This is a genomic window from Halalkalicoccus tibetensis (assembly GCF_037996645.1).
Classification (GTDB): Archaea; Halobacteriota; Halobacteria; order Halobacteriales; family Halalkalicoccaceae; genus Halalkalicoccus; species Halalkalicoccus tibetensis.
Genome location: NZ_JBBMXV010000002.1, coordinates 349,589 through 372,462 on the forward strand (window position 1 = coordinate 349,589; position 22,874 = coordinate 372,462).

Below are 22,874 nucleotides of genomic sequence, written 5' to 3' on the forward strand. Positions count from 1 at the left end.
CGGACCTTTTTTGGGGCCATCGGACGATGTGCCGGACATGAGCCTACCGATCGACCCGGAGCAGCTCACCCGGGAGGACATCGGCGAGCGAAGCGTCACGCTGAACATGGGCCACGACGAGGCGGTCGAGCACGTCCGCCAGACGTTCGAGGCGGCCGGCTTCGGCATGCCCGTCGAGTTCTCGCCCTCGGAGCTGCTGCGCGAGAAGATCGACGCCGATCGCGACCCCTACTACGTGCTCGGCGCGTGCAACCCCGAGATGGCTGACAAGGCCCTCGAGGTCACCCGCGAGATCGGCGCGCTGTTCCCCTGTAACGTCGTCGTCTGGGAGGTCGAGCCCGGCGTCCAGCAGGTCCATCACGTCTCGATCATGAAGATCGCCCGGCTGAACGGGATCGCCCCCGACAACGACGACTGGGAGGAGGTCGTCGACGGGACGAGACGGATGGTCGAGGAGGCCTTCGACGACCTCGAGACGACCGACGACGCCGGCGGCGGCGAGAAGCCCCGCGGGCGCCAGGGCGGCAAGCAGGAAGGGAGCGGCGGCAGCCCGCAGTAGTCAGTTCTCGCGGTCCTCGTGGAGCTGGTCGGCCCACGCGTCGCCGTCCTCGAACCGACCCTCGAACTCGGCGAAACTGACCGGGTCGGCCGCCCCGCCTTCGTAGACGACGCGCTCGATCAGCACCGCGAGCACGACCGGCAGCAGGAGCGTGACGGCGATCAGCGCGAGCAGGCCGAGCTCGAGCGTGGAGAACGCGACGACGGACGCGAGCATACTAGAGGCTACGGGTGGGGCGGAATAAGCGTTGGCCCGTCAGTCGTCGACGCGCTCGCGCAGCGCCTCGATCTCGGTCTCCAGCTCCTCGATCCGGCCGGTGCGCTCGCGATAGAGGTGGACGCCGACAAGCACCGCGAGGATCGCCGGCGCGAACAGCAGGAGGAACACCAGGATGACGACCACGAGCTCGACGCCGCCGAGGACGATCATACCCCGGATCGGGCGACCCGCGTCATAGCCCTTCTGGTGGGCCGGGGCTCAGGCCGAGAAGTCCGCGAGCGACGCCTGGACGCCCGCGACCATCTCCGAGGAACGCCGGAGGTCGCTCGACGAGACGGGGAGATGTGACTCGACGCCCCGAACGGCGTCGTGGAAGGTCTCCGCGACCCCGCTCTCGCCCTCGAAGGCGTCCCGGACGCTCTCGCGGATCTGCCACACGCCCACGGGAGCCCAGTACTCGTCGGAGACGTGTCTCAGTACCAGCACCTTCGCCTGGCGGCCGATCTCCTCCAGATACTCGAGGGCCGCGAGCCGGGTCGCATAATAGGCGCCGGCCGTGCCGCCGTCGACGTATTTCGTTCGGCCCTCGTAGCCCTCGTGGTCGCTCGCGACCCACACGTCCGAGTCGACGGGGTTCCAGACGCTGCCGGGCGCCTTCATCTCGACGAGCTCGAACTCCCAGTTGCCCGGGGTCAGGATCGCCCAATAGCGATTGCCCATGTACTCGCTCGAGAACACCCGCGTCTGGTCGACGCTTGGGTTCGAGCGGATCGAGCCCCGGAGGAACTTCCCGATCGTGTCGTCGACGGCGGTGATCGACCAGCGGGTCGGGACCAGCCGCCGGGTCTCGGCCTCGCCCAGCGCGCCCGCCGAGAGGATGCGGTTGATCTCGTAGACGTCGAATCCCCGTCGGTAGAGGTAGGTCATCGCGCCCTCGGCGCGCCAGTCGTCGTCCTCTAAGGTCTTCTCGACGGCCCGCGGGACGTGGGGGTTCTCGGTCAGGGTCGCGGACTCGGCGCCCGTCCGGGGGCCCCGTGGCGCGGCAGTGTCGCCGTCCGGGAAGTCGAAGTCCAGTCGGGAGTCCGAGAGGCCGATCTCGACGTCGACGGGCCGGTCGGCGATCGCGACCTCGCGCTGGGTGCCGACGAAGCCGTCCCAGACGTCGTGGACGTTCGGGGAGCCGGTCTTGGCGGTGGTCGGGCTCTCCCCGACCGAACGGACGTCGGTGAAGCGGTTGGCGTTCAACAGCCCGGTCCGGCGCTGGACGACGTCGTCGATCGAGAGCCCCTGGCGGTACCAGCCGCTGTCGGTGGCGTACTGCTCGGCGTGGTCCTCGTCGCCGACCGGCGAGAGCAGGCCGGTCGACACCTGCGGGTAGTTCGAGTGGCCGACGAAGATCGAGGGGGCGGTCGAGCCGACCAGCGAGTCCCCCGAGAGGGCGTCTGAGAAGCGGTCCTCGACCTCGTCGAGGTACTGCGTGATCCCGTAGGACTTCTCGCGGGCGAGGCGGCGGCGCTCGGCGGCCTCGTCGCGTTCGAACCCCTCGAGGTACTCGTCGAGTCGCATTCGACGTTTATAGGACGCGAAGCGGCTTGAACGTTCGGCTGGCGGGCGCTCGGGGGCGATCCGCGCCGGGGCACGGAGCGCGAAACGGCCGGCGAGAGCGACGGGTCAGCTGTGGATGCCCATCGCCTCGATCTGTTCCTGATAGCGGTTCCGGATGGTGACTTCCGTCACCTGCGCGACGTCGGCGACCTCGCGCTGGGTCTTCTTCTCGTTACAGAGAAGCGAGGCGGCGTAGATCGCCGCCGCCGCGTAGCCCGTGGGGGACTTGCCCGACAGCAGGCCCTCCTCGGCGGTCTTCTCGATTATCTCGTTGGCCTTCGACTGTACCTCCTCGCTGAGTTCGAGTTCGGAGCAGAATCGGGGGACGTACTTCTTGGGATCGACGGGACGCATCTCGAGGCCGAGCTCCTGGGAGATATACCGATAGGTCCGGCCGATCTCCTTTCGCTCGACCCGCGAGACCTCGCTGATCTCCTCCAAGCTCCGGGGAATGCCCTCCTTGCGACACGCCGCGTACAGCGCCGCGGTGGCGACGCCCTCGATCGAGCGCCCGCGGATGAGGTCCTCGGAGAGCGCCCGGCGATAGATCACCGAGGCGACCTCCCGGACCGAGCGGGGGACGCCGAGCGCGCTGGCCATGCGGTCGATCTCGCTGAGTGCGAACTGGAGGTTTCGCTCGCCGGCGTCCTTCGTGCGGATGCGCTCCTGCCACTTTCGCAGTCGGTGCATCTGGCTGCGTTTCTTCGAGGAGATCGACCGGCCGTAGGCGTCCTTGTCCTTCCAGTCGATCGTGGTGGTCAGCCCCTTGTCGTGCATCGTCTGGGTGGTCGGCGCGCCCACCCTCGATTTGCTCTGGCGCTCGGAGTGGTTGAACGCCCGCCACTCGGGCCCGGGGTCGATGTTCCCCTCCTCGACGACCAGGCCGCAGTCATCGCAGATGAGTTCACCCCGATCGGAGCTCTTGACGAGGTCGTCGGACCCACACTCCGGACAGGTGCGGACCCCTTCGTCCTCCTGGGCTCCCTCGGGTTGCTCCGTCTCGTGCTCGCGCTCCCGCTGACGGGTGGACCGTGTCATCGCACTTAAATAGTAGTGGAACCGGTGTACTTAAACCCTTGGGCAGGTTCGAGTCCCGACTCAAAGGACGGAATCCGTGGAGGGGCGAATTCTCCCGGAAAGAGGTGCCAGCGGGCCGATATCGGGCGGCGGACGGAGACCAGAACGGCTATAGTCGAGAACCGGCCAGCGTCAGACAATGCCGTCCCTCCCCCACGATCCCGACGAGGCCCGCGAGAAGCTGGAGGCCGCCGGGGCGACCGTCTCGGCGGGCAACACCGACCACGAGCGCTGGCGCGCGACGCTGGGCGACGCGAACGCGGTCGCCTACGAGGACACGGTCGTCGTCCAGGGCGCCCGTCCCGCCGACATCGAGTCGGTGCTCCGGGAGGCCGGCGGGCGGGTCCACTGCTACTTCGACGGTGGCAGCCGGGGCAACCCCGGCCCGGCGGCGATCGGTTGGGTGCTCGTCTCGGGCGACGGGATCGTCGCCGAGGGGGGCGAGCGGATCGGCGAGACGACGAACAACCGCGCGGAGTACGAGGCGCTGATCCGGGGGCTCGAGGCCGCCCGCGAGTACGGGTTCGACGAGGTGGAGATCAACGGGGACTCACAGCTCGTGGTCAAGCAGGTCCGCGGCGAGTGGGACGCCAACGACCCCGGGATGCGCGAACGGCGCGTCCGGGCCCGCGAGCTGCTGTCGGGGTTCGAGGAGTGGTCGATCACGCACGTTCCGCGGGAGGTAAACGAGCGCGCGGACGAACTCGTCAACGAGGCGTTCGAGAATGGCTGAGCTACCCGAGGAGACGGTCGAGGAGGCGACGCGACTGACGAGGCTCGCGCGACGGGCGAGCGACCCCGACGAGGCGGCGGCCTACCGCGCGCACCGTGAGGAACTGCTCTCCGAACACGGCTTCACCGCCCGCGTCCGCGAGGAGGACGCGACGGCGACGCTGGTGCTCCATCCCGACGGGTGGATCGAGGACGGGACGATCCGCCCCGACCGGGTCGACGACACCGATCGGGCGATCGAGGTGCAGGTCGCCGGTCCTGAGAGCCCCGATGACTGGGACGCGGTCGAGAAGCACAACCGCGCGGTCGCCCGCCGGGTCCGGGAGGCCCACGGCGAGGTCCACGGGGAGAACGCCGAGGCGTTCGCCGACTTCATGGGCAACCACTACGCGAAGCCGGTCGAGCAGGCGACCCCGGAGGAGCGAGCGGAGTTCCTCTCGGAGTACTTCGTGCGGAACGCGTGGCCGAGCGAGGAACAGAAACGGCGCATCGAGCGGTCGCTACAGCACGTGGAGGCGGCCGCGAAAGCCGATCCGGATCGGCGTTAGTCGTGCGCGGCAACCAGGTCGCCGACGTCCTCGGCGCGCTCCTCGTCGGTGATGAGCTTCGAGAAGACCCAGTTGAGCTGGCCCAGAACCGTCTCGTAGCCGTCGTCGGTGAGCTCGTACTGGTTGGTGCGCTTGTCCAGCTCGCTTTTCGCGACCAGGTCGCGCTCGACCAGGTCGTCGAGGTTTGGGTAGAGCCGGCCGTGGTTGACCTCCGTGTCGTAGTAGCTCTCCAGTTCGCGCTTGATCGCCAGCCCGTACATCGGCTCCTCCGCGAGGATCACGAGGATGTTGTGCTGGAACGCGGTCAAATCGTGTGCCGTCTGCTGGGTGCCCGGAACAGATTGTGCCTCTGACATCGCTATAGAACATGTCATCCCGCTATTTAACACTTGCCAACCATTCCATTTATTTCTGTTGAAAATATAACTTGTTACCCACAAACATCATAAATTGAATATTGATTAGCGGATAATGTTTTATACCGGACATGATTGGGGAACGGCCGGAGTGTCGAAAGGACTTTTTTCCCGCCCTGAGCAGGTCGAGGTGCATATGAGCAACCTCTGGGAGGACTTGGAGACCGGACCGAACCCGCCCGAAGAGATCTACGCGGTCGTCGAGTGTCTCAAGGGCGAGCGCAACAAGTACGAGTACGACAAGGACATTCCGGGCGTGATGCTCGATCGGGTGCTCCACAGCAACGTCCACTACCCCTCGGACTACGGCTTCATCCCGCAGAGCTACTACGACGACGAGGACCCCTTCGACGTGCTCGTGCTCGTCGAGGACCGGACGTTCCCCGGCTGCGTGATCGAGGCGCGTCCCGTCGCGCTGATGGGGATGGACGACGACGGCGAGCAGGACGACAAGGTGATCGCCGTCCCGACCGAGGACCCCCGGTTCGACCACATCGAGGACCTCGAGGACATCCCTCAGCAGACGATCGACGAGATCGACGAGTTCTTCTCGACGTACAAGAACCTCGAGGAGGGCAAGGAGGTCGAGACGCTGGGCTGGGAGGACCGCGAGGCCGCCTACGACGCGATCGAGCACTCCCAGGAGCTCTACGAGGAGCAGTTCGGCTGATACCCACGAGTAATCACCGTCCGCCGTTCGGATGTGTTATAATTATGGGTAATCTTTTGAACGTCCGGGACCTACGATGTCGTATGGCAGCACGCACAGCCGCGGTGGGTCTCGCCCACCCGACAGTCGTCCCGACGAACTTCGACGCCGAAAGCGAGACGGAGGCCCGAGGCGACGAGGGCGCCGGCAGCGACCGGTAGCACGGGACGTGAAACGAAGCTTCTTGTAGGGGACGCCAGTAGAGGGGGGCATGGGTCTCTTCGATCGGATACGCGGCGGCGAAGAAAAGCCCCGCGTCGCGTTCGTCGGTATCGACGGTGTCCCGTATTCGCTCCTTTCCGAGCACCCCGAGGAGTTCCCGAACTTCGCGGCGATCGCCGACGAGGGGACCGCCGAGGCGATCGAGAGCATCGTCCCGCCCGAATCGAGCGCCTGCTGGCCCTCGCTGACGACCGGACAGAACCCCGGCGAGACCGGCGTCTACGGCTTTCAGGACCGCGAGAACGGTTCCTATGACACCTACGTCCCGATGGGTCGGGACGTCCAGGCCGACCGGCTCTGGGACCGGGTCACCGATGCCAGCCGGAAGGCGACGGTGATGAACGTCCCCGTGACCTTCCCGCCCCAGCGCACGGTCCAGCGGATGGTCTCGGGTTTCCTCTCGCCCGGGCTGGAGAAGGCGGCCTACCCCGACGAGCTCGGCGAGACGCTCTCGGGGCTCGACTACCGGATCGACGTCAACGCGAAGCTCGGCCACGACGAGGACAAACGGGAGTTCATCGAGGACGCCCACGCGACGCTCGACGCGCGCTACGAGGCCTTCTCGCACTACATCGCCGAGGACGACTGGGACCTCTTCTTCGGCGTCTTCATGACCACCGACCGGGTCAACCACTTCCTCTTCGAGGACTACGAGGAGGAGGGCGAGTACTACGACGAGTTCATGGAGTTCTACCGGAAGCTCGACGGCTACATCGGCGATCTCCGGGAGAGCCTCGCAGACGACGTCACGCTCGTGGTCGCGAGCGACCACGGCTTCACGACCCTCGACTACGAGGTCCACTGCAACCAGTGGCTCGCCGAGGAGGGGTGGCTCTCCTTCGAGGACGACGACCACTCCGAACTGGGCGACATCGCGACCGACGCGAAGGCGTACTCGCTGATCCCCGGGCGCTTTTACATCAACCTCGAGGACCGAGAGCCGCGGGGAAGCGTCCCGCAGGAGGAGTACGATGCGGTCCGCGACGAGCTCAAGGCCGACCTCGAGGCCCTCGAGGGGCCCGACGGCCGGAAGGTCTGCGAGCGCGTCGTCGAGAAGGAGGACGCCTTCCGGGGCGAGCACGACGACATCGCGCCGGACCTGGTGGCGATCCCCTCCCATGGCTTCGACCTCAAGTCGGGCTTCAAGGGTCACGGCGAGGTCTTCGGGAAGGGGCCGCGAAACGGGATGCACAGCTTCGACAACGCGACCCTACACATCGACGGCGAGGCGTCGATCAGCGACGCCAACCTCTACGACATCGCGCCGACGATCCTCGACCTGATGGAGGTCGAGTACGACCGCGGCGAGTTCGACGGCGCGAGCCTGGTCTGAGCGCGGACCGACGGTATTCTTCAACCCCGGCCCCGTAGCCCGGGTATGCTCTATCGCGATCTCGACGGGAGCGAGGCCGAGAGCCCCGAGGACCTCAGAGAACAGTACGAGGCGGAACTCGCCGGCGTGATCGATGAGGTCGGCGTCGAGCACGCAGCTGAGGAGACGGGGATCGACGAGGACACCCTGGCGGCGCTCGCGGCGGGCGAGTCGCCCGAGCTCACCGTCGAGGAGGCTTGCGGTATCCTCGCGCTCTCCGAGGACGAGCCCGACGCCGAGATCGTCCGTGCGGAGGTCGAGGACCGTCTTCTGCTGGGTATGACCACCGCCGTGCTCGACGTCGACACCATCGCGGCGAACCTCGATAGCGACCTCTCGGGCAAGGAGGTCCACCAGCGCGTCGAGGGTCGCGCGCCGATGACGCTCGCGGAGTACGCCGAGATCCACCAGTTCATCGGGGAGCGAAAGCGCTGATGCGGGTCGCCATCCTGGGCTGTGGCTACGTGGGAATCGAGCTCGGCCGCCAGCTCCTCGCACGCGGCCACGAGCCGATCGGGGTCCGCCGATCGTCGGAGGGCTGTGAGGCGATCGAGGACGCGGGCTTCGAGGCGATGCGGGCGGACGTCACCGACAGCGAGGCGCTCTCGCGGGTGCCCGACGTCGACGCGATCGTCTTCGCCGCGAGCTCGGGGGGTCGGGGCGCCGAGGCCGCCCGCGGGATCTACGTCGAGGGGCTTCGGACCGCCATCGAACAGTTCGCGGGCCGCGCCGACCCGCCCGACCGCCTGGTCTACACCTCTAGCACCGGCGTCTACGGCGATCACGGCGGCGACTGGGTCGACGAGGCCACCCCGACGGAGCCGACCACCGAGAAGACCCGCGTACTGCGAGAGGCCGAGGAGGTGGCCCTCGACTCGCCCGTCACGGGCACCGTCGTGCGGTTTGCGGGGCTGTACGGGCCCGACAGGTACCGACTGGAGCGGTATCTGGAGCGACCCGTGACCGAGGGCTACCTGAACATGATCCACCGCGACGACGCCGCCGGGGTCGTGCGCTACCTCCTCGAGGAGGACCTCGCGCGCGGCGAGACCGTACTGGCCGTCGACGACGAGCCCGTCGGCAAGTGGGGGTTCGCCGACTGGCTCGCCGAGCAGTGCGGCCTGCCCGAGCCGCCCAAGGAGACCAAGGAGGAACGGCTGGCCGACGACGACCTCTCGGAGCCCGCCCGCCGGCGGATCCTCACGAGCAAGCGCTGTTCGAACGAGAGGCTCCGCGAGCTGGGTTACGAGTTCTCGTACCCGACCTTCCGGGAGGGGTATCGCGAGGCGGTGAAGGCCTACCCGAGCCGGTAGGGCCGACAGTATATCCCGTCCGGGGCGGTACTCTCCCCATGGCGACCGCAGACGGCACCTGGGCCTACCGGGACCGCTTCGGCGACGAGTTCGGCCGGACCTACTTCAGGCGCTTCGGCGACGGCGTCGTCTCCAGTTTGGGGATCGGCACCTACCTGGGCGAGCCGACCGACGTGGTCGACGACGAGTACGAAGAATCGATCACGACGGCCCTGGAGAACGGCTGTAACGTCCTCGACACCGCGATCAACTACCGCCATCAGCGAAGCGAGCGAGTGGTGGGACGGGCCCTCGCCGAGGCCGACGTCGAGCGCGAGGAGGTGCTCGTCGCGACCAAGGGCGGCTTCCTCCCCTTCGACGGCGAGCGACCCGCAGACCCGGGCGAGTACGTCCGCGAGGAGTACGTCGAGCCGGGGATCGTCCCCCGCGAGGAGCTGGTCCGGGGCAGCCACTGCATCGCGCCCGGGTTCATCGAGAACCAGCTCGATCGCTCCCTCGACAACCTCGATCTGGGGGCGATCGATCTCTACTACGTCCACAACCCCGAGGCCCAGCTGGAGGAGCGCTCCCGGAAGGCGGTCTACGACCGGCTCGAGGAGACGTTCACCCGACTCGAGGAGCGCGTCGCGGCGGGCGATCTCAGGTATTACGGCGTGGCGACCTGGGACGCCTTCCGGGTGCATCCCGAGCACGCGAACCACCTCTCGCTGCCCGAGGTCGCCTCGCGGGCGCGGGCGGCGGCGAAGGAGGCGGGCAACACCGCGACGCACCTCCGGGCGATACAGCTGCCGTTCAACGTCCACATGGCCGACGGGTTCACCGTCGAGGCCCACGAGGGGGCGGAAGGGGCCGAAAGCGCGCTCTGGTTCGCCCAGAAGGCGGGGCTGAACGCCTTCGCGAGCGCGAGCATCGGACAGGGCCGGCTCGCGGAGGGACTGCCCGAGTCGGTCGCGGAGCGCCTGGAGGGCGAGTCATCGGCGGGGAAGGCGATCAACTTCGCGCGCAGCGCGCCGGGGGTGACGAGCGCGCTCGTCGGGGCGAGTAGTAGAGAACACGTCCGCGAGAACCTCGACGCCTGTCGGTTCGACCCGATGGGCGCGGAGGCGTTCGACCGGGTGTTCGAGTAGGGGACGCGGCAACCCCGGCGCGTTCCGAAAACGTTGGGGCCCGCCCGCGTCTCGGGTGCGGTAGTGGCCACGACCCGCCTGTTCGTCTCGCTGTGCTCGATGGCGTTCCTCATCAACCTCGTGCGCGTCGTCTACGCGCCGCTGGTCGAGCCCCTGCAGGCCGCCTTTTCGGTGGGCCCCGGGACCATCGGGCTGGTCGTTACCCTCGTCTGGACCGGCAGCGCGCTCCCCCGAATCCCGATCGGCTACCTCCTCACCGTCATCCCGCGCCACCGGGTCGTCCTGCTTTCGGGGGCGACCCTCGCCGGCGCCTCGCTGCTCGCGACGTTCGCGAACTCCGTGGTCACGCTCGCGCTGGGCGCCTTTCTCATCGGCACCGCCACGAGCGGCTACTTCGTCTCGGCGAACCCGTTGATCAGCGAGCTCTACTCGGGGCAGGTCGGCCGGATGCTCGGAATCCACGGCACCGCGACCCAGCTCGCGGCCGTGATCGCCGCCCCGCTCGTGAGCCTCGCGCTGCTGGTCTCCTGGCGGCTCGTCTTCGCGCTGATCGCGCTCGCGGCGCTGATCGCGACCGCGATCCTCTATCGGATCGCGAAACGCACCGAGTTCCCCGCCGCGAGCGGGGTCGACCGGGACTTCGTGGGCGCGATCCGCGGCGAGTGGCGCCTGATCGCGATCGGGGTCGCCGTCTTCGGCGCGGCGAGCTTCCTCTGGCAGGGGATCTTCAACTTCTACCCCTCCTACATGGAGACCGCCCGCGGGTTCGACCCCGCCACGGCCCGTAACCTGCTGACGGTGGCCTTCGCCGCCGGCGTGCCCGCCTTCTGGATCAGCGGCCAGCTGGTCGACCGGCTGCCGACGCTGCCGTACCTCTTCGGGATCATCGGGTCGTTCATCGCGGGCGTCCTCCTGCTGACCGTAACGGATGGACTGTGGGGGATCGTCCTCCTCAGCGCGGTCATCGGCTACGTGATCCACAGCATGTTCCCCGCGGCCGACGCGTTCCTGCTGTCGTCGTTCCCCGACGAGCACCGCGGGGGCGCCTACGCCACCTTCAGCGGCGGGATGATGTTCGGTCAGGCCTTGGGGAGCTGGTTCGTCGGCGAGCTCGTCGAGTACGGGGTCGGCTACGACGCCGTCTTCCAGGGGCTCGCGCTCGCGCTCGCGGTCCTCGTGGGCGCGTTCGCGCTGCTCGGCGCCACGGGCCGGCTGCCGGCGGCGACGGACGCGTAACGGCCCGCTTTTACCCGCTCGCCCGAAGTGACGAACAGAGAGACGGATGGAGTACGTCCAGGAACGGATCGCGACGCTGCACGACCTGACGGGGCCGACCCCCGAGGCGCCCGTCGACCGTGCGGCCGTCGTCGTCCCGATGACCGAACGGGAACTCGCCGGGCTGGCCCCCGAGCGCACCCTCGCGGCGCTCGAGGAGGTCGACCCCGCCCGCGTGGTCGTTCCCCTTCGCGCGCCCGCAGAACGGGTCGGGGCGTTTCGCGACTGGCTCGCGGGGTTCGACCTCCCGCTGACCCTCCTGTGGTGTAACGCGCCACAGGTGGAGGAACTGCTCGCCGATCACGGGCTCGACGCGCCGGCGGGAAAGGGCCGGGACGTCTGGCTCGGGCTCGGGCTCGCGGCCCGCGAGGAGTTCGTCGCGCTCCACGACGCCGACGTGAAGAGCTACGACGCCTCGCACGTCCCCCGGCTGCTGGCGCCGCTCTCGGGGTCCGGCTTCGCGTTCTCGAAGGGCTACTACGCCCGCGTCGAGAACGGGCGGCTCTACGGCCGGCTGCTCAGGCTGTTCTACGAGCCGCTGGTCGCCGCCCTTCGGGATCGTCACGACGCGCCGGTCCTCGAGTATCTGGACGCCTTCCGGTACGCGTTGGCCGGCGAGATGGGTTTCACCGCCGAGCTCGCCCGCGAGCTGCGCCTCCAGCCCTCGTGGGGCCTCGAGGTCGGCGTGCTGGGCGAGACCTTCGAGCTCGCCGGCTTCGAGGGGAGCGTCCAGGTCGATCTGGGCGTCCACGAGCACGACCACCGGGCGGTCGGCGGGGCGACCGGCCTCGCGGGGATGAGCGAGCACGTCGCGAACGCGCTCTTCGGGGTCCTCGCCGAACGGGGCATCGAGCCCGAGTTCGACGGCCTCCCCGAACGCTACCGCGCGAGCGCCGAGCGGTTCGTCCGGGGTTACGCCGCCGACGCCGCGTTCAACGGTCTGGAGTACGACCCGGAGGACGAGCGCTCGCAGGTCGACACCTACGCGGAGGCGATCGTCCCCGCGGAGGGTGACCTCCGGCTGCCCGCCTGGTCGGGGACGTCGCTGGAACCGGCCGACGTCGTTCGCGCGAGCGACCGGGCGCTCGACACCCTCTAGCGGCGCTCGCCCTCGCTCCCGAGCCGGTCGGCCATGTGCTCGACGCTGGAGTCGAGGCGCGAGTCGCCCGCGATCCGCCACTCGTCCCCGTCGCGTTCGACCCGGTCGATCGACTCGAGTTCGGAGAGGCGTTCGTCGACGGCGTCGGGATCCGCCCCGAGGCCGCGGGCGATCCCCTCGGTCGTAGCGGGGTCGACCTCCCGGAGCGCCTCGAGGAGCGCGGTGTCGTCCATGGCGACGGAAGGAGGGGCGGCGGGAAAGCCGTTGCGCCGAGGGGTTCTTGGGGTCGGCCCCTCGATGGGGAGCCATGCTCAGCGACGACGAGCTCGCGGGGATCTGTGACCTCTTTGGCGCGCTGACCCGCGAGGAGCTGCGGGAGGCGCGTTCCGAACTGGCCTTCCGACAGGGTCGCGATCCGGGCCCCGAGAAGCGGGTCGAGGGGGCGATCGAGGCCTACGCGCTGGTCGAGCACGATGGGCTGCTCCTGGCGGGTCCGGCGGCCTTCCCGACGCTCCCGGAGGGCGCGGGCGACCTGCCGCACATCCTCGAGGTCCCCGAGCGGGAGGTCGACCGGGAGGCGGTCGGCGAGCGGGTGCTCGAACGGCTCCGTGCGGAGGACGACCCCGAGCTGGCCCGGGAGGTGAGCTACGACCTCGAGGCGTGGGCGCCGGTCGACGCGAGCGGGGTCCGCGAGCGCGAGCAAGAACGGCTATAACGCGCGAGCCGGTAGGGTCGGGCGATGGACCTCAGTCGGGTCAGGGGCCACGAGCCCCGCCGGGTCACGGACGAGAGGCGCGAGGCGGCGGTGCTCGTGCCCGTCGTCGAGCGGGGCGGCCAGCCCCACCTGCTGTTCACCAAGCGCGCCGAGGACCTCTCCGATCACCCCGGCCAGATGAGCTTCCCCGGCGGCGGGCGCGAGACGGTCGACGAGGACATCTACGCGACCGCGCTGCGGGAGGGCAACGAGGAGATCGGGCTGCGCGAGGAGGAGGTCGAGCTCGTTGGCCAGCTCGACGACATCCGCACCGTCACCCATTTCTCGATCACGCCGTTCGTCGTCAGGGTGCCCGACCGGGTCTACGAGCCCGACGACCGCGAGGTTGCCGAGATCGCCGTCCTGCCGATCGCGGGCCTGATCGACGACGCGAACCACGAGCTCGAGCGCCGCGAGCACCCCCACTACGGCGAGATCGTCATCCACTACTTCCACGTCGACGGCTACACCGTCTGGGGGGCGACGGGACGGATCGTCGTCCAGTTCCTCGAGCTGGCGACCGACTGGCGCGCGCCCGAGCGCCTCGACCCCGAGTCCTACGGATAGCGCCGAACGGTACGAACGATACGCTTTTGCGCCCGAGCGCGGTAGGGAGGCCAATGACCGAAGGACCGTCGAACCGCGTTCGAACGCCCGCCAGCGCGGGGGCCCGCGTTCCGCGCCGACAGTGAGCCAGTTCTCCGAGGAACCGATGCTGGCCGGAGAGGACGTCCGCTCGACCGGGCTCGACGCCGCCGCGCTCAAACCCGCCGAGTGCGACGTCTCCCGCGGAACGGAGCTGCCCTTCGACTCCCTGGTGATCGACTACGAGGGGCAACGCCACCTCCCCGAGCGAGGCGTGCTCGCGGAGCTCGCCGAGGAGAGGGAGCTCTACCTAACCACGCCCGTCCGCGCCGACGGCTTCGACCCGCTGGGCGACGACTCGCTGCTCGCGGAGCTTCCGGAGGGAGCCAAACGGGTGCTCGTCGCGGGCCACGGCGCCTACCTCACAGAGGACGAACGGTCCAGAGCCGTCGCGCCGCGGCTCGGCGCGGCCGCCGAGGCCGACCCCGACGCCTGGGTCGGCACCGAGGGCGTCGAGCGGCTCGCGCTCGCGACGGGCGCGCCACAGTTCGAGCTGCTGGGGCGCTCGACTGAGCGCGACCTCCGGGCGCTGCGGGCCGCCGGCTTCGAGGGGGAGGTCGCCGTCTACGCGCCAACCGTGCTGACGGACGACGCCGACGAAGTGCTCGACGCGCTCGGCGGCTACGTCTCGCGGCGGCGGCCGGTCGCCCGCGCGCTGCCCGAGGGCGCGCCGACGGACGCGGCGGCGACGGGACGGGCCCGCGAGGTGCTCTCGGCGGCCAGCGGCGACTTCGCGCTCGTGGGCGATGTCGAGGCGGTACGCGAGCAGGTCGGGTCGCTCAAGGCGGCCGGCGCGGACACGGTCGTCGGCTATCCGGCCCGCGGGATCGGGGAGTTCCTGTAGCGGGAGTCAAGTAGCCGGCCCGCACACGAGCCGCCATGGGACGATCAGCAGGAGGAACGGACCGATGAGCGTCGCGATCGTCGGCGCCGGCGCGGTCGGGCTCACGGCCGCCCACGACCTCGCGCGGGCCGGCGAGGACGTCGTCGTGTTCGAGCGCGGCGAGGTCGGCTCGGGCAGCACCGGCCGCGCCGCGGGCGTGCTCTACGACGCCTACGCCGAGGACGTCGACGCGCGGATCGGACGCCGGGCGATCGAACGTTTCCGCGAGCTCTCGGGCGAGGGCGACTTTCGTTTCCACGAGACGCCATATCTCTGGTTCGCCCACGCGGGCGACGAGCACCGGGGCGGGGCGATCCGCGAGCAGGTCCCGCGGATGCAGCATCACGGAATCGACGCCGCGCTCGTCGGTCGTGCGGAGCTCGTCGAACTGGCGCCGGATCTGGAAACCGACGACGTCGGAGTCGCGGCCGTCGCCCGGAACGCGGGCTGGACCGATCCTGCGACCTACGCCGAACTGCTGGCCGGGAAGGCCCGCTCAGCGGGCGTCGAGATCCGAACGGGGACGGAAGCGGTGCTCACGGAGGGCGGAGGCAGTGTCCGGGTCGACGGCGAAAGCGAGCCCTTCGATGCCGTCGTGGTCACTGCAGGTGCACACACCGCGCGAGTGGTCGGGGAGGCGGGCTACGACCTCGCGATGAAGCCCTACCGGGTGCAGGCGCTAACGACCGAGGAAGGGGCCGAAACGCCGATGGCCTACGACGCGACCGAGGGGTTCTATCTGCGCCCCGATTCGGGAGGGTTGCTCGTCGGCGACGGCACCGAGGAGGTCGAAAGCGATCCCGACGGGTGGGACCGGGAGGCCGACAAATCATTCGTCGAGTCGGCGACGGCGCGGGTCGAAGCGCGGTTCGGGCGGGAGGTGGCAGTCGATCGCTCCTGGGCCGGGCTCTGTACCGCGACGCCCGACGGCGACCCCCTGCTGGGCTGGCTCTCGGAGGACCTGTACGTCGCGACGGGCTGGCAGGGCCACGGGTTCATGCGCGCGCCGGCGATCGGCGAGACGATCGCCCGCGAGCTCCGGGGCGGGTCGGGGATCGGGCAGTTCGACCCGACGCGCTTCTCGGGCGACGAGGCGTTCCCGATCGTCGAGGGGATGGCGCTCTAGGCGGGGGTGCCGACCGACTCGTCGTCGGGGGTCGTCGACCCGTCGTCGGGCGAGGCGGTGTCGATCGTCTCGCCGTCCTCGATGGTGACGGTCGTCGCGTCGTCCTCGCCCTTCGGGATGCGTACCTGGAGCGTGCCGTCGTCCTTGAGCGTCGCGGTTGCGGCCTCGGGGTCGATCGCGGCGTCCTCGGGCAGGCGGACGTGGCCGTCGAGCGAGAGCCCGCGGCCCGGCAGGCGCATCTCGAAGCCCTCGTGGAACTCGCGGAACCGCTCGAGGCGCACCCGGACCTCGCCGTTGGCGAATCGGACCTCGACGTCGCCGGCCGAGACGCCGGGCGCGTCGAAGACCGCGAGGTAGGCGTCGTCGCTCTCGAGCAGGTCGGCGTCGAGCGGGCGGGACTCCTGGACACGACTCGAGACCCGGCCGACGCTCTCGGCGACGCGGTTGCCGACCGACTTGCCGATCTCCCAGACCTTCATAGTTCGACCGCCTCCAGACAGTCGACGCCGCCGCAGTAGGGACACGAGAAGTCCCCGACGCCGACGTCGTCGGGCATGTCGTAGGTGTAGTGGAGCTCGAACATGTCGAGTTCGCAGCCGTCGTCCGTACAGACGACTTCGAGGGTCGCGGGCATGGAGCTCCCTAGGTCCGCCGCGATTATCAATGCCGTGGGTGGCTTCTAAGTGCTCGCCGGCCGACCCCCCGACATGCGAATCGGCGTCATCTCCGACACCCACGACAACGTCGCGGCGATCGAGCGCGCGACCGAGACCTTCCGCGAGGAGGAGGTCGAGACCCTGATCCACTGTGGCGACTTCATCGCCCCGCCCGTCCTGCCCTTCTTCGAGGGGTTCGAGCTTCACGGCGTGCTCGGCAACAACGACGGCGAGGTCGCGGGCCTCGAGGCGGGCTTCGAGGAGCTCGATGGCGAGCTCCACGGCCGCTTCGCCGAGCTCGAGTTCGACGGAAAGCGCTTCGCCGTGCTTCACGGCGAGTTGACGGAGGAAGTCGAGGGCTACGCCGAGTCGGGCGAGTACGACTACGTCTGCTACGGCCACCACCACGAACGCGAGCTCCGAGAGGTCGGCGACACCCTCGTAGTGAACCCCGGCGCGCAGTTCCCGACGGTGCCCGACGAGCACCGGACGGTGGCGATCGTCGACACCGAGACCGGGGACGTCGAGTTCCGCGAGGTCTGAGCCGCCGGCCCGGCGGGCACGGGGGCTCACCCGCCGGGGTTATGTTAATAGACAACACTCTACAGGACGATGTACGAGACCATACTCGTCCCGACCGACGGCAGCGAGCAGGCATCGGCGGCGATCCCACACGCGTTCGACCTCGCGGGGACGTACGGCGCGACGGTCCACGCGCTCTGTGTGGTCGACAGGGCGGCGACCCGGCAGCTCGCGCCGACGAAGGCCGAGTCGACGATGGAGGCCGTCGCCGAGGAGGCACGGCGCGTCACCCGGGAGATCGCCGACCGGGCGGCCGAGGCCGGCGTCGACTGCGTCGCGGTCGTCGAGGAGGGCGCGCCCGACGACACCATCCTGAAATACGTCGACGAGCACGACGTCGACATGGTCGTGATCGGGGGGCGAAAACGCTCGGCGACGGGCAAGCTCCTCTTCGGGAGCGTCACCCAGTCGGTCGTGCTCCAGGCGGACGTCCCGGTGACGGTGGTGGGCTGAGACGGGCCGAGCCACGAGCCACATCCGTTTTACCGGTCGGGGGTCTACGCCGCGTATGACCGACCCGGCGGACCTCTCCGTGACGCTGGTCGACGGCTACGTCGACGAGCCGGCCCACTTCGGCGTCCCCCCCTACATCTCGACGTATCCGCGCTACACGGCGGGCGCGCTGGTCGATGCGGGCGTCGCCCGCGAGGAGATCACCTACCACACGATCGACGAGCTGCGCGACGATCGATCGAAATGGCGCGACGTCGAGGAGGCGGACCTCATGCTCTACATCGGCGGGATGACGGTTCCAGGGAGCTACGTCGGGGGCACCCCCGCCGAGCCCGACGAGGTCAAGAAGCTGGCGTGGGTCTCGCGGGGAACCAGCCTGATGGGCGGGCCCGTGAAGTTCGGCGTCGGCGAGGAGAACGCCGGCGCCCAGGAGACGGAGCGAAAGGACCTCGACTACGACTTCGTCGCGAAGGGCGACGTCGAGGCCGCCGCCTACGACCTCGTCGAGTCGGGGTTGGAGGGGTTCAACAGTCGGATGCGGGACAACCGGGAGATCGACCGCTGGGGCCGGAAGGGCGCGTTCGTGATCGAACAGCACCCCAACCACCCCGACTACCTGATCTGCGAGATGGAGACGTCCCGTGGGTGTGCCTACCGGTGTTCGTTCTGTACCGAGCCGCTCTACGGCGACCCCGCCTTCCGCAGCGCCGAGTCGGTCGTCGGCGAGGTCTCGCAGCTCGCCGATCGGGGCGCACGGCACTTCCGGCTGGGCCGCCAGGCCGACATCCTCGCGTTCGGCGGCGATGGGGAGGCGCCCAACCCCGACGCGCTGCGCGAGCTCTACGGCGGGATCCGGGAGGCCGTCCCCGACCTCGGGACGCTGCATCTGGACAACATGAACCCGGTGACGATCGTCGACTACCCCGAGCGCTCGCGCGAGGGGATCCGGATCATCGCCGAGCACAACACGCCGGGCGACACCGCGGCGTTCGGGCTGGAGAGCGCGGATCCCGTCGTCCAAGAGGAGAACAACCTGCTCGTGAGTGCCGAGGAGTGTCTAGAGGCGGTGCGGGTGGTCAACGAGGAGGGGGGCTGGCGACCCGGCGAGGAGCCCGGTACGGGGCCGTCCCACGGCGAGGGTGCGGGCGACCGTCTCCCGAAGCTCCTACCTGGAATCAACCTCGTTCACGGGCTGATGGGCGAGCGCCCGGAGACCTACGAGCACAACAAGGCGTTCCTGCAGCGGGTCTATGACGAGGGGCTGATGGTCCGGCGGATCAACATCCGCCAGGTGATGGCGTTCGCGGGCACGGAGATGGCCGAGACGGGCGCCGACATCGCCCGCGAGCACAAGGAGCGGTTCAAGCCCTACAAGCGCGAGGTCAGGGAGGAGATCGACAACCCGATGCTCAAGCGGGTCGCGCCCGCCGGCACGGTGCTCGAGGACGTCCACATGGAGTACCACGAGGAGGGGACGACGTTCGGGCGCCAGCTGGGCACCTACTCGCTGCTGATCGGGGTGCCCGGCGAGCACGAACTGGGAAGCTCGATGGACGTCGCGATCGTCGACCACGGCTACCGCTCGGTGACGGGGGTGCCCTATCCTCTCGACGTCAACGGCGCGTCGATGAACGAGCTGACGGCCGTGCCGGGGATCGGGAAGTCCACCGCGGGCGACATCGTCGTGGGCCGGCCCTACGAGTCTGCGGGCGAGGCCGGCGAGAAGGCGGGCGTGGACCTCTCGCGGTTCGCCTGAGAAGGTTATATACCGAACGGAGTAGGGCGGTCCGCGAGCGAACGCCGTTCGCTCGCGGTTTTTAGTGCGCTCACTGTGCGACGTTCAGTGGCGTCAGCGGGACCGAAACCCCGCGGACAGGTTTTTCGAGTAGCGCGGGAGCAGAGCTCCCGCGAACCATGCGAACGGCGGCTTCGCTGCCGTGAGCAGAGAGTGGTACCCGCAGTGCGCCGAAGGCGCACGAGGATACCCGACGATGAAAAACGTGCGTGTCTCAGACCGATTCGTCGATGACTTCGCCGACCGCGAAGTTCGATTTGACCTGGCTGACCTCGACCTTCACCTGCTCGCCGATCTCGGCGCCGGGAACGATGATCACGTAGCCCCGCTCGACGCGGGCGATGCCGTCGCCCTGTTTGCCGATGTCCTCGATCTCGACGTAGCGGATCTCGCCCTCCTCGACGGGGGGCTGGGGCTCGCTCGAGGGTCGGCGGCTGCTGCTGGCCTTCTTCTCCTCGGGTTCGGTCTCCTCGCGGGAGATGAGCGCGACACGATAGGTCTCGCCGGGGTCGAGCGAGCCCGTCTCGACCTCGCTTTCGGGGATCTCGACGGTGTAGCTGCCGTTGGTTTCGGTGAGTTCGGCGTTGAACAGACACAGGAGTTTATCAGAGATTTGCATGGGGAGATCTCCACGCTAATCGTGGGAGTCGCCCCTAATAGTAGTGTCGCCGATCTCGCGTCCGTCGGGCCGTTTCGGGCCCTCCGAGTCGTGGACGATCGTCGATCCCTCGACGGGCCGATAGTTCTCGCGTACCCCGATCGCCTCCTCCAGTTCGCGGACCGCGCGCTCCTTGAGCGCCGCCGCCAGCTCCTCGGCCTCCGCCCGCGAGATGTCGCGGCCCAGCCCCTCGCACTCGTGGGCGCGGACCATCCCCTCCTCATCCACTGCCTCGCCCATCGGCTGGCTGGTCCCTCCGAGCGCGACGCTGAAGGGGTAGGTCCGACAGATCAGCGGGCGCTCGTCGTGGACGGTGCAGGCGCCGGTCCCGTCCTCGTCCTCGGCGTAGAACGTGCAGTCCCCACAGCCGTCGGTCTGCAGCGCCCACTCGAAGGTCTGGCCCTCGCCGGCCTCGTCGAGCCCGTAGGGCATCGGACGGGCGACGTCACGCCAGTCCCGTTCTTCGTCCTCCAGCTCCCGGACCTCGTCGGGGAAGACCGTCGCCGTGTGGGGATCGTCGGCCTCGCTCTTACAGCACGCACCACACCGGGTGCACTCGAAGCCGATGGACTCGATGGCGTCCGCGAGCCCGCCGACGTCCAGCCCGCGGGCGCGCTCCAGTTCGGTCTCGAGCGACTCCATGGCTCGACGAGGACCCGGCGAGCCAAAAGGCCGTCGTCAGTCCCGGACCCGGGCGCGCTCGCCGTCCCACTCGAGTTCGCCCTCCGCGGCGAGCTTCTCCAAATGAGCTTCGACGGTCAGCGAGGCGAGCTCCGCGACTCCCGAGAGATCCTTCTCGTAGGCCGCGTCGCGGATCGCTTCTACCTCGTGGTTCCCGGCCTCGACCGCTTTCCGGACCCGGCGCTCTCGCTCCAGGCGGTGCTCGGTCAGCCCCTCGAGCCGGTTTTTCGGAGCCTCGATCGGCTCGCCGTGGCCCGGATGGAGGACCCGGAGGTCGAGCTCCCGGAGCCGGCGAAGCGAGTCGAGATAGATGGTCATATCGGCGCCCTCGCCGCCGACGAACACGCTGCTCTCGGCCATCGCGAGGTCGCCACAGATCGCCGCCTCACCCGTCGAGAGGGCGACGTGGTCGGGCGCGTGGCCCGGCGTCTCGAGGACCGTGAGCCCGGCGAGGCGATCGCCATCGGCGAAGGTCTCGTCGGGTTCGATCCCCGTGGCCTCCTCGAAGCGCGCCTCGTGGCCCGCGAGCGCCCAGACGGTCCGGGAGTCGGCGTACTCCGAGACGGCCCCGACGTGGTCGGGGTGGGTGTGGGTGACCGCGACGTGGGTCGCGCGCTCGGCGGCGTCGTCGAGCGCGTCGGTGCGCGCGGCGGGGTCGACCAGCAGGTCGCCGACGAGGTAGGCGTTGGTCGTGCCGGTCGGCGCGCTGGTCGCGACCGGGACGGGGAACCGACGGAGCTCCATGCCGGGGATAGATCCCCGACCGGCGAGAAGCTACCGGCGCAGGAAGTGGACCTGTTTGCGGGCGTCGCGGAAGCTGTAGCGCGAGTCGACGATCCCGGACTCTTCGAGGCGGTTCAGCGCGTAGCGAACGGTACGGTCGGGCAGCAGCGACTCCTCGGCGAGCTGGCCCTGCGAGAGCGGCGAGTCGGTCTCGAGGACCTTCGCGACGAGCTTCGCGCTCGGGGGCAGCTCGACGAGGCGCTCGCGGTATTCCTCGTCCGACAGGACCGTCTCGGACCCACCCAGCTGATCCGCACGTGTACTCATACCCATCCCTCGCAAGGGGTTCATGGTAAACGTTGGCTATATGTTTGTGTAAACAGTCCATATAACATAAGGAGTATAATTACCACACCGAGGGAACGGTTTACCCGGGTCCCGCGCGTACGACGGGGCATGGAGGAGATACCGGAGGAGTACGAGGAGCTGTTCGGCCGGAAGACGTTCGCCCACGTCGCGACGCTGATGGAGGACGGCACGCCGCAGGTGACGCCGGTGTGGGTGGATTACGACGGCGAGCACGTCCTGATCAACACCCTCCGCGGGCGCCAGAAGGAACGCAACCTGACGCGGAACCCGAAGGTGGGGCTGTCGCTCCTCGACCCCGAGGACCCCTACACCTACCTCTCGATCCGCGGGGAGGTCGCGGAGGTGACGACGGAGGGGGCCGTCGAGCATATCGACGCGCTGGCCCGGCGGTACATGGACGTCGAGGAGTACCCGTATCACGACGGAGAGGACGCCGAGCGCGTGATCGTCAAGATCCGCCCGGATCGGGTCGTGGCGGGCCAGTGATCCAGTAGGCCTTTATCCCCCGGCCGGAGTATGTGAGATCGTGAAGGGCAAGGAGTGGTACCAGGCGACCGAGGTCGCCGAGGAGTACGAAGACAAACGGTTCTCCCAGGGCGGTCGGTTGATCGACCGCCAGGAGAAGGAGGCGGTCAGCACCGCGCTCGGCGACCTCGAGGGGAAGAAGGTCCTCGAGATCGCCTGTGGGACCGGGCGGTTCTCGGTGATGCTCGCGGCCCGCGGCGCGGACGTCGTCGGTCTGGACATCTCGGACGCGATGCTCTCGCAGGGCCGCGAGAAGGCCCGCGGGGCAGGGCTGTCCGAGCGCGTCGAGTTCGTCCGTGGGGACGCGGCTCGCCTGCCGTTTCCCGACGACCACTTCGACGCCGTGCTCGCGATGCGGTTCTTCCACCTCATCCCCAACCCCGATCGGTATCTCGAGGAGATCCGCCGGGTGACGAGCGACCAGCTCGTCTTCGATACGTTCAACACGCCGAGCACGCGCTCGATCTACAACCGGCTGTTGCCGATGGGCTCGCGGCTCTACGAGGAGAGCGACGTCAGCGCGATGCTCGAGCGCACGGGCTACGAGCTGACCGACTCGACCCACGACTTCCTGCTTCCCTACGGCTTCTACCGGGCGATCCCGCGGTCGGTCGCCGACGCGTTCTACCGCGTCGAGTCCGGGCTCCGGGACACCGAAGCGGGCGACGGGTTCGCGTCGGTCACGTACTGGGACGCACGGATCAACTAGCGCCGGCGCGACCCCAGTCCACTGTATTTTTAGTGTTCGGGT

31 protein-coding genes are annotated in these 22,874 nt (G+C 69.0%); 19 read left to right on the top strand and 12 right to left on the bottom strand.

The window, feature by feature from the left end:
• The first annotated feature begins 37 nt into the window (after positions 1-37).
• Positions 38-559, top strand: coding sequence for a DUF302 domain-containing protein (locus WOA58_RS07200; protein ID WP_390220634.1), 522 nt, complete (start codon positions 38-40; stop codon positions 557-559).
• On the opposite strand, the gene WOA58_RS07205 is transcribed toward WOA58_RS07200, so the two are convergent.
• From WOA58_RS07205 to WOA58_RS07220, 4 genes are all read right to left on the bottom strand, one after another.
• Positions 560-775, bottom strand: coding sequence for a hypothetical protein (locus WOA58_RS07205; protein WP_340603507.1), 216 nt, complete (start codon positions 773-775; stop codon positions 560-562).
• 39 nt (positions 776-814) lie between these two features.
• Positions 815-988, bottom strand: a complete 174-nt coding sequence (locus tag WOA58_RS07210) for a hypothetical protein (RefSeq protein ID WP_340603508.1) — start codon at positions 986-988, stop codon at positions 815-817.
• A gap of 48 nt (positions 989-1,036) precedes the next feature.
• On the bottom strand, positions 1,037-2,344 hold the full coding sequence (gene nreA, locus WOA58_RS07215; protein ID WP_340603509.1) for a DNA repair protein NreA: 1,308 nt from the start codon (positions 2,342-2,344) through the stop codon (positions 1,037-1,039).
• 105 nt (positions 2,345-2,449) lie between these two features.
• Positions 2,450-3,421, bottom strand: a complete 972-nt coding sequence (locus WOA58_RS07220) for a transcription initiation factor IIB (RefSeq protein WP_340603510.1) — start codon at positions 3,419-3,421, stop codon at positions 2,450-2,452.
• A gap of 178 nt (positions 3,422-3,599) precedes the next feature.
• Here WOA58_RS07220 and rnhA point away from each other — a divergent pair, with 178 nt between their 5' ends.
• Both rnhA and WOA58_RS07230 read left to right on the top strand, forming a co-directional pair.
• Positions 3,600-4,193, top strand: a complete 594-nt coding sequence (rnhA, locus tag WOA58_RS07225; RefSeq protein ID WP_340603511.1) for a ribonuclease HI — start codon at positions 3,600-3,602, stop codon at positions 4,191-4,193.
• Positions 4,186-4,740 carry a DUF7108 family protein gene (locus WOA58_RS07230; protein WP_340603512.1) on the top strand — a complete coding sequence of 185 codons (555 nt, stop codon included), beginning with the start codon at positions 4,186-4,188 and terminating at the stop codon, positions 4,738-4,740. Before rnhA ends, WOA58_RS07230 begins: the two co-directional genes overlap by 8 nt.
• Here the strand turns inward: WOA58_RS07230 and WOA58_RS07235 are convergent.
• Complete coding sequence (locus tag WOA58_RS07235) at positions 4,737-5,096, bottom strand: PadR family transcriptional regulator (RefSeq protein ID WP_340603514.1); 360 nt, start codon at positions 5,094-5,096, stop codon at positions 4,737-4,739. The genes WOA58_RS07230 and WOA58_RS07235 overlap by 4 nt on opposite strands.
• 196 nt (positions 5,097-5,292) lie before the next feature.
• On the opposite strand from WOA58_RS07235, the gene WOA58_RS07240 reads away from it, so the two are divergent.
• The 7 genes from WOA58_RS07240 (at position 5,293) to WOA58_RS07270 (ending at position 12,273) form a co-directional block, all read left to right on the top strand.
• Positions 5,293-5,826: an inorganic diphosphatase gene (locus tag WOA58_RS07240; RefSeq protein WP_340603516.1), complete on the top strand. Its 534-nt coding sequence runs from the start codon at positions 5,293-5,295 to the stop codon at positions 5,824-5,826.
• Between the two features lie 250 nt (positions 5,827-6,076).
• A complete protein-coding gene (locus WOA58_RS07245; protein WP_340603517.1) occupies positions 6,077-7,420 on the top strand; it encodes an alkaline phosphatase family protein in 1,344 nt (447 codons plus the stop codon).
• Between the two features lie 45 nt (positions 7,421-7,465).
• Positions 7,466-7,894 (top strand): DUF5791 family protein, encoded by a 429-nt coding sequence (locus WOA58_RS07250; RefSeq protein ID WP_340603518.1) that lies wholly within the window; start codon positions 7,466-7,468, stop codon positions 7,892-7,894.
• On the top strand, positions 7,894-8,772 hold the full coding sequence (locus tag WOA58_RS07255) for an SDR family oxidoreductase (protein WP_340603519.1): 879 nt from the start codon (positions 7,894-7,896) through the stop codon (positions 8,770-8,772). The genes WOA58_RS07250 and WOA58_RS07255 overlap by 1 nt, the downstream gene beginning before the upstream one ends.
• 38 nt (positions 8,773-8,810) lie before the next feature.
• A complete protein-coding gene (locus WOA58_RS07260; RefSeq protein ID WP_340603520.1) occupies positions 8,811-9,899 on the top strand; it encodes an aldo/keto reductase in 1,089 nt (362 codons plus the stop codon).
• A gap of 63 nt (positions 9,900-9,962) precedes the next feature.
• On the top strand, positions 9,963-11,135 hold the full coding sequence (locus WOA58_RS07265) for an MFS transporter (RefSeq protein WP_340603521.1): 1,173 nt from the start codon (positions 9,963-9,965) through the stop codon (positions 11,133-11,135).
• A gap of 46 nt (positions 11,136-11,181) precedes the next feature.
• Positions 11,182-12,273 (top strand): glycosyltransferase family protein, encoded by a 1,092-nt coding sequence (locus tag WOA58_RS07270; protein WP_340603522.1) that lies wholly within the window; start codon positions 11,182-11,184, stop codon positions 12,271-12,273.
• Here the strand turns inward: WOA58_RS07270 and WOA58_RS07275 are convergent.
• On the bottom strand, positions 12,270-12,506 hold the full coding sequence (locus WOA58_RS07275; RefSeq protein ID WP_340603523.1) for a hypothetical protein: 237 nt from the start codon (positions 12,504-12,506) through the stop codon (positions 12,270-12,272). The two genes, WOA58_RS07270 and WOA58_RS07275, sit on opposite strands and share 4 nt — an antisense overlap.
• 74 nt (positions 12,507-12,580) lie before the next feature.
• On the opposite strand from WOA58_RS07275, the gene WOA58_RS07280 reads away from it, so the two are divergent.
• The 4 genes from WOA58_RS07280 (at position 12,581) to WOA58_RS07295 (ending at position 15,681) form a co-directional block, all read left to right on the top strand.
• Complete coding sequence (locus WOA58_RS07280; protein ID WP_340603524.1) at positions 12,581-12,988, top strand: DUF7109 family protein; 408 nt, start codon at positions 12,581-12,583, stop codon at positions 12,986-12,988.
• A 24-nt stretch (positions 12,989-13,012) separates the two neighbouring features.
• Entirely contained in the window at positions 13,013-13,594 is a 582-nt protein-coding gene (locus tag WOA58_RS07285) for an NUDIX hydrolase (RefSeq protein WP_340603525.1), read from the top strand.
• Between the two features lie 145 nt (positions 13,595-13,739).
• A complete protein-coding gene (locus WOA58_RS07290) occupies positions 13,740-14,516 on the top strand; it encodes a DUF7388 family protein (RefSeq protein ID WP_340603748.1) in 777 nt (258 codons plus the stop codon).
• 64 nt (positions 14,517-14,580) lie between these two features.
• The gene (locus WOA58_RS07295) at positions 14,581-15,681 is read left to right on the top strand and encodes an NAD(P)/FAD-dependent oxidoreductase (RefSeq protein ID WP_340603526.1); all 1,101 of its coding nucleotides are present in this window, start codon (positions 14,581-14,583) and stop codon (positions 15,679-15,681) included.
• On the opposite strand, the gene WOA58_RS07300 is transcribed toward WOA58_RS07295, so the two are convergent.
• On the bottom strand, positions 15,678-16,160 hold the full coding sequence (locus WOA58_RS07300) for an Hsp20/alpha crystallin family protein (RefSeq protein WP_340603527.1): 483 nt from the start codon (positions 16,158-16,160) through the stop codon (positions 15,678-15,680). The genes WOA58_RS07295 and WOA58_RS07300 overlap by 4 nt on opposite strands.
• Positions 16,157-16,315 carry a DUF7559 family protein gene (locus tag WOA58_RS07305; protein ID WP_340603528.1) on the bottom strand — a complete coding sequence of 53 codons (159 nt, stop codon included), beginning with the start codon at positions 16,313-16,315 and terminating at the stop codon, positions 16,157-16,159. The genes WOA58_RS07300 and WOA58_RS07305 overlap by 4 nt, the downstream gene beginning before the upstream one ends.
• 73 nt (positions 16,316-16,388) lie before the next feature.
• On the opposite strand from WOA58_RS07305, the gene WOA58_RS07310 reads away from it, so the two are divergent.
• The 3 genes from WOA58_RS07310 (at position 16,389) to WOA58_RS07320 (ending at position 19,128) form a co-directional block, all read left to right on the top strand.
• On the top strand, positions 16,389-16,880 hold the full coding sequence (locus WOA58_RS07310) for a metallophosphoesterase (RefSeq protein ID WP_340603529.1): 492 nt from the start codon (positions 16,389-16,391) through the stop codon (positions 16,878-16,880).
• 69 nt (positions 16,881-16,949) lie between these two features.
• On the top strand, positions 16,950-17,372 hold the full coding sequence (locus WOA58_RS07315) for a universal stress protein (RefSeq protein WP_340603530.1): 423 nt from the start codon (positions 16,950-16,952) through the stop codon (positions 17,370-17,372).
• A 55-nt stretch (positions 17,373-17,427) separates the two neighbouring features.
• Positions 17,428-19,128, top strand: coding sequence for a radical SAM protein (locus WOA58_RS07320; protein ID WP_340603531.1), 1,701 nt, complete (start codon positions 17,428-17,430; stop codon positions 19,126-19,128).
• 253 nt (positions 19,129-19,381) lie between these two features.
• Here the strand turns inward: WOA58_RS07320 and WOA58_RS07325 are convergent, their stop codons facing one another.
• Genes WOA58_RS07325 through WOA58_RS07340 form a run of 4 tightly spaced genes read right to left on the bottom strand, consistent with a single transcriptional unit; the run spans position 19,382 to position 21,562 of the window.
• Positions 19,382-19,786, bottom strand: a complete 405-nt coding sequence (locus WOA58_RS07325; RefSeq protein WP_340603532.1) for a TRAM domain-containing protein — start codon at positions 19,784-19,786, stop codon at positions 19,382-19,384.
• A 15-nt stretch (positions 19,787-19,801) separates the two neighbouring features.
• A complete protein-coding gene (locus tag WOA58_RS07330) occupies positions 19,802-20,467 on the bottom strand; it encodes a YkgJ family cysteine cluster protein (RefSeq protein ID WP_340603533.1) in 666 nt (221 codons plus the stop codon).
• Positions 20,468-20,503: 36 nt separating this feature from the next.
• Entirely contained in the window at positions 20,504-21,250 is a 747-nt protein-coding gene (locus tag WOA58_RS07335; protein WP_340603534.1) for an MBL fold metallo-hydrolase, read from the bottom strand.
• A gap of 30 nt (positions 21,251-21,280) precedes the next feature.
• Positions 21,281-21,562, bottom strand: a complete 282-nt coding sequence (locus tag WOA58_RS07340; protein WP_390220739.1) for a winged helix-turn-helix domain-containing protein — start codon at positions 21,560-21,562, stop codon at positions 21,281-21,283.
• Positions 21,563-21,685: 123 nt separating this feature from the next.
• Between WOA58_RS07340 and WOA58_RS07345 the strand changes: the two genes are divergently transcribed.
• Together WOA58_RS07345 and WOA58_RS07350 are read left to right on the top strand one after the other, a co-directional pair.
• On the top strand, positions 21,686-22,084 hold the full coding sequence (locus WOA58_RS07345; protein ID WP_340603536.1) for a PPOX class F420-dependent oxidoreductase: 399 nt from the start codon (positions 21,686-21,688) through the stop codon (positions 22,082-22,084).
• A 40-nt stretch (positions 22,085-22,124) separates the two neighbouring features.
• Entirely contained in the window at positions 22,125-22,832 is a 708-nt protein-coding gene (locus WOA58_RS07350; protein WP_340603537.1) for a class I SAM-dependent methyltransferase, read from the top strand.
• The last annotated feature ends 42 nt before the right edge of the window (positions 22,833-22,874 follow it).

What these genes read in the sequence shown, in the direction of transcription:
- WOA58_RS07200 (WP_390220634.1), top strand. Translation starts at nt 38, where the DNA reads ATGAGCCTACCGATCGACCCGGAGCAGCTCACCCGGGAGGACATCGGC.
- WOA58_RS07205 (WP_340603507.1), bottom strand. Translation starts at nt 775, where the DNA reads ATGCTCGCGTCCGTCGTCGCGTTCTCCACGCTCGAGCTCGGCCTGCTC.
- WOA58_RS07210 (WP_340603508.1), bottom strand. Translation starts at nt 988, where the DNA reads ATGATCGTCCTCGGCGGCGTCGAGCTCGTGGTCGTCATCCTGGTGTTC.
- nreA (WP_340603509.1), bottom strand. Translation starts at nt 2,344, where the DNA reads ATGCGACTCGACGAGTACCTCGAGGGGTTCGAACGCGACGAGGCCGCC.
- WOA58_RS07220 (WP_340603510.1), bottom strand. Translation starts at nt 3,421, where the DNA reads ATGACACGGTCCACCCGTCAGCGGGAGCGCGAGCACGAGACGGAGCAA.
- rnhA (WP_340603511.1), top strand. Translation starts at nt 3,600, where the DNA reads ATGCCGTCCCTCCCCCACGATCCCGACGAGGCCCGCGAGAAGCTGGAG.
- WOA58_RS07230 (WP_340603512.1), top strand. Translation starts at nt 4,186, where the DNA reads ATGGCTGAGCTACCCGAGGAGACGGTCGAGGAGGCGACGCGACTGACG.
- WOA58_RS07235 (WP_340603514.1), bottom strand. Translation starts at nt 5,096, where the DNA reads ATGTCAGAGGCACAATCTGTTCCGGGCACCCAGCAGACGGCACACGAT.
- WOA58_RS07240 (WP_340603516.1), top strand. Translation starts at nt 5,293, where the DNA reads ATGAGCAACCTCTGGGAGGACTTGGAGACCGGACCGAACCCGCCCGAA.
- WOA58_RS07245 (WP_340603517.1), top strand. Translation starts at nt 6,077, where the DNA reads ATGGGTCTCTTCGATCGGATACGCGGCGGCGAAGAAAAGCCCCGCGTC.
- WOA58_RS07250 (WP_340603518.1), top strand. Translation starts at nt 7,466, where the DNA reads ATGCTCTATCGCGATCTCGACGGGAGCGAGGCCGAGAGCCCCGAGGAC.
- WOA58_RS07255 (WP_340603519.1), top strand. Translation starts at nt 7,894, where the DNA reads ATGCGGGTCGCCATCCTGGGCTGTGGCTACGTGGGAATCGAGCTCGGC.
- WOA58_RS07260 (WP_340603520.1), top strand. Translation starts at nt 8,811, where the DNA reads ATGGCGACCGCAGACGGCACCTGGGCCTACCGGGACCGCTTCGGCGAC.
- WOA58_RS07270 (WP_340603522.1), top strand. Translation starts at nt 11,182, where the DNA reads ATGGAGTACGTCCAGGAACGGATCGCGACGCTGCACGACCTGACGGGG.
- WOA58_RS07275 (WP_340603523.1), bottom strand. Translation starts at nt 12,506, where the DNA reads ATGGACGACACCGCGCTCCTCGAGGCGCTCCGGGAGGTCGACCCCGCT.
- WOA58_RS07280 (WP_340603524.1), top strand. Translation starts at nt 12,581, where the DNA reads ATGCTCAGCGACGACGAGCTCGCGGGGATCTGTGACCTCTTTGGCGCG.
- WOA58_RS07285 (WP_340603525.1), top strand. Translation starts at nt 13,013, where the DNA reads ATGGACCTCAGTCGGGTCAGGGGCCACGAGCCCCGCCGGGTCACGGAC.
- WOA58_RS07290 (WP_340603748.1), top strand. Translation starts at nt 13,740, where the DNA reads ATGCTGGCCGGAGAGGACGTCCGCTCGACCGGGCTCGACGCCGCCGCG.
- WOA58_RS07295 (WP_340603526.1), top strand. Translation starts at nt 14,581, where the DNA reads ATGAGCGTCGCGATCGTCGGCGCCGGCGCGGTCGGGCTCACGGCCGCC.
- WOA58_RS07300 (WP_340603527.1), bottom strand. Translation starts at nt 16,160, where the DNA reads ATGAAGGTCTGGGAGATCGGCAAGTCGGTCGGCAACCGCGTCGCCGAG.
- WOA58_RS07305 (WP_340603528.1), bottom strand. Translation starts at nt 16,315, where the DNA reads ATGCCCGCGACCCTCGAAGTCGTCTGTACGGACGACGGCTGCGAACTC.
- WOA58_RS07310 (WP_340603529.1), top strand. Translation starts at nt 16,389, where the DNA reads ATGCGAATCGGCGTCATCTCCGACACCCACGACAACGTCGCGGCGATC.
- WOA58_RS07315 (WP_340603530.1), top strand. Translation starts at nt 16,950, where the DNA reads ATGTACGAGACCATACTCGTCCCGACCGACGGCAGCGAGCAGGCATCG.
- WOA58_RS07320 (WP_340603531.1), top strand. Translation starts at nt 17,428, where the DNA reads ATGACCGACCCGGCGGACCTCTCCGTGACGCTGGTCGACGGCTACGTC.
- WOA58_RS07325 (WP_340603532.1), bottom strand. Translation starts at nt 19,786, where the DNA reads ATGCAAATCTCTGATAAACTCCTGTGTCTGTTCAACGCCGAACTCACC.
- WOA58_RS07330 (WP_340603533.1), bottom strand. Translation starts at nt 20,467, where the DNA reads ATGGAGTCGCTCGAGACCGAACTGGAGCGCGCCCGCGGGCTGGACGTC.
- WOA58_RS07335 (WP_340603534.1), bottom strand. Translation starts at nt 21,250, where the DNA reads ATGGAGCTCCGTCGGTTCCCCGTCCCGGTCGCGACCAGCGCGCCGACC.
- WOA58_RS07340 (WP_390220739.1), bottom strand. Translation starts at nt 21,562, where the DNA reads ATGGGTATGAGTACACGTGCGGATCAGCTGGGTGGGTCCGAGACGGTC.
- WOA58_RS07345 (WP_340603536.1), top strand. Translation starts at nt 21,686, where the DNA reads ATGGAGGAGATACCGGAGGAGTACGAGGAGCTGTTCGGCCGGAAGACG.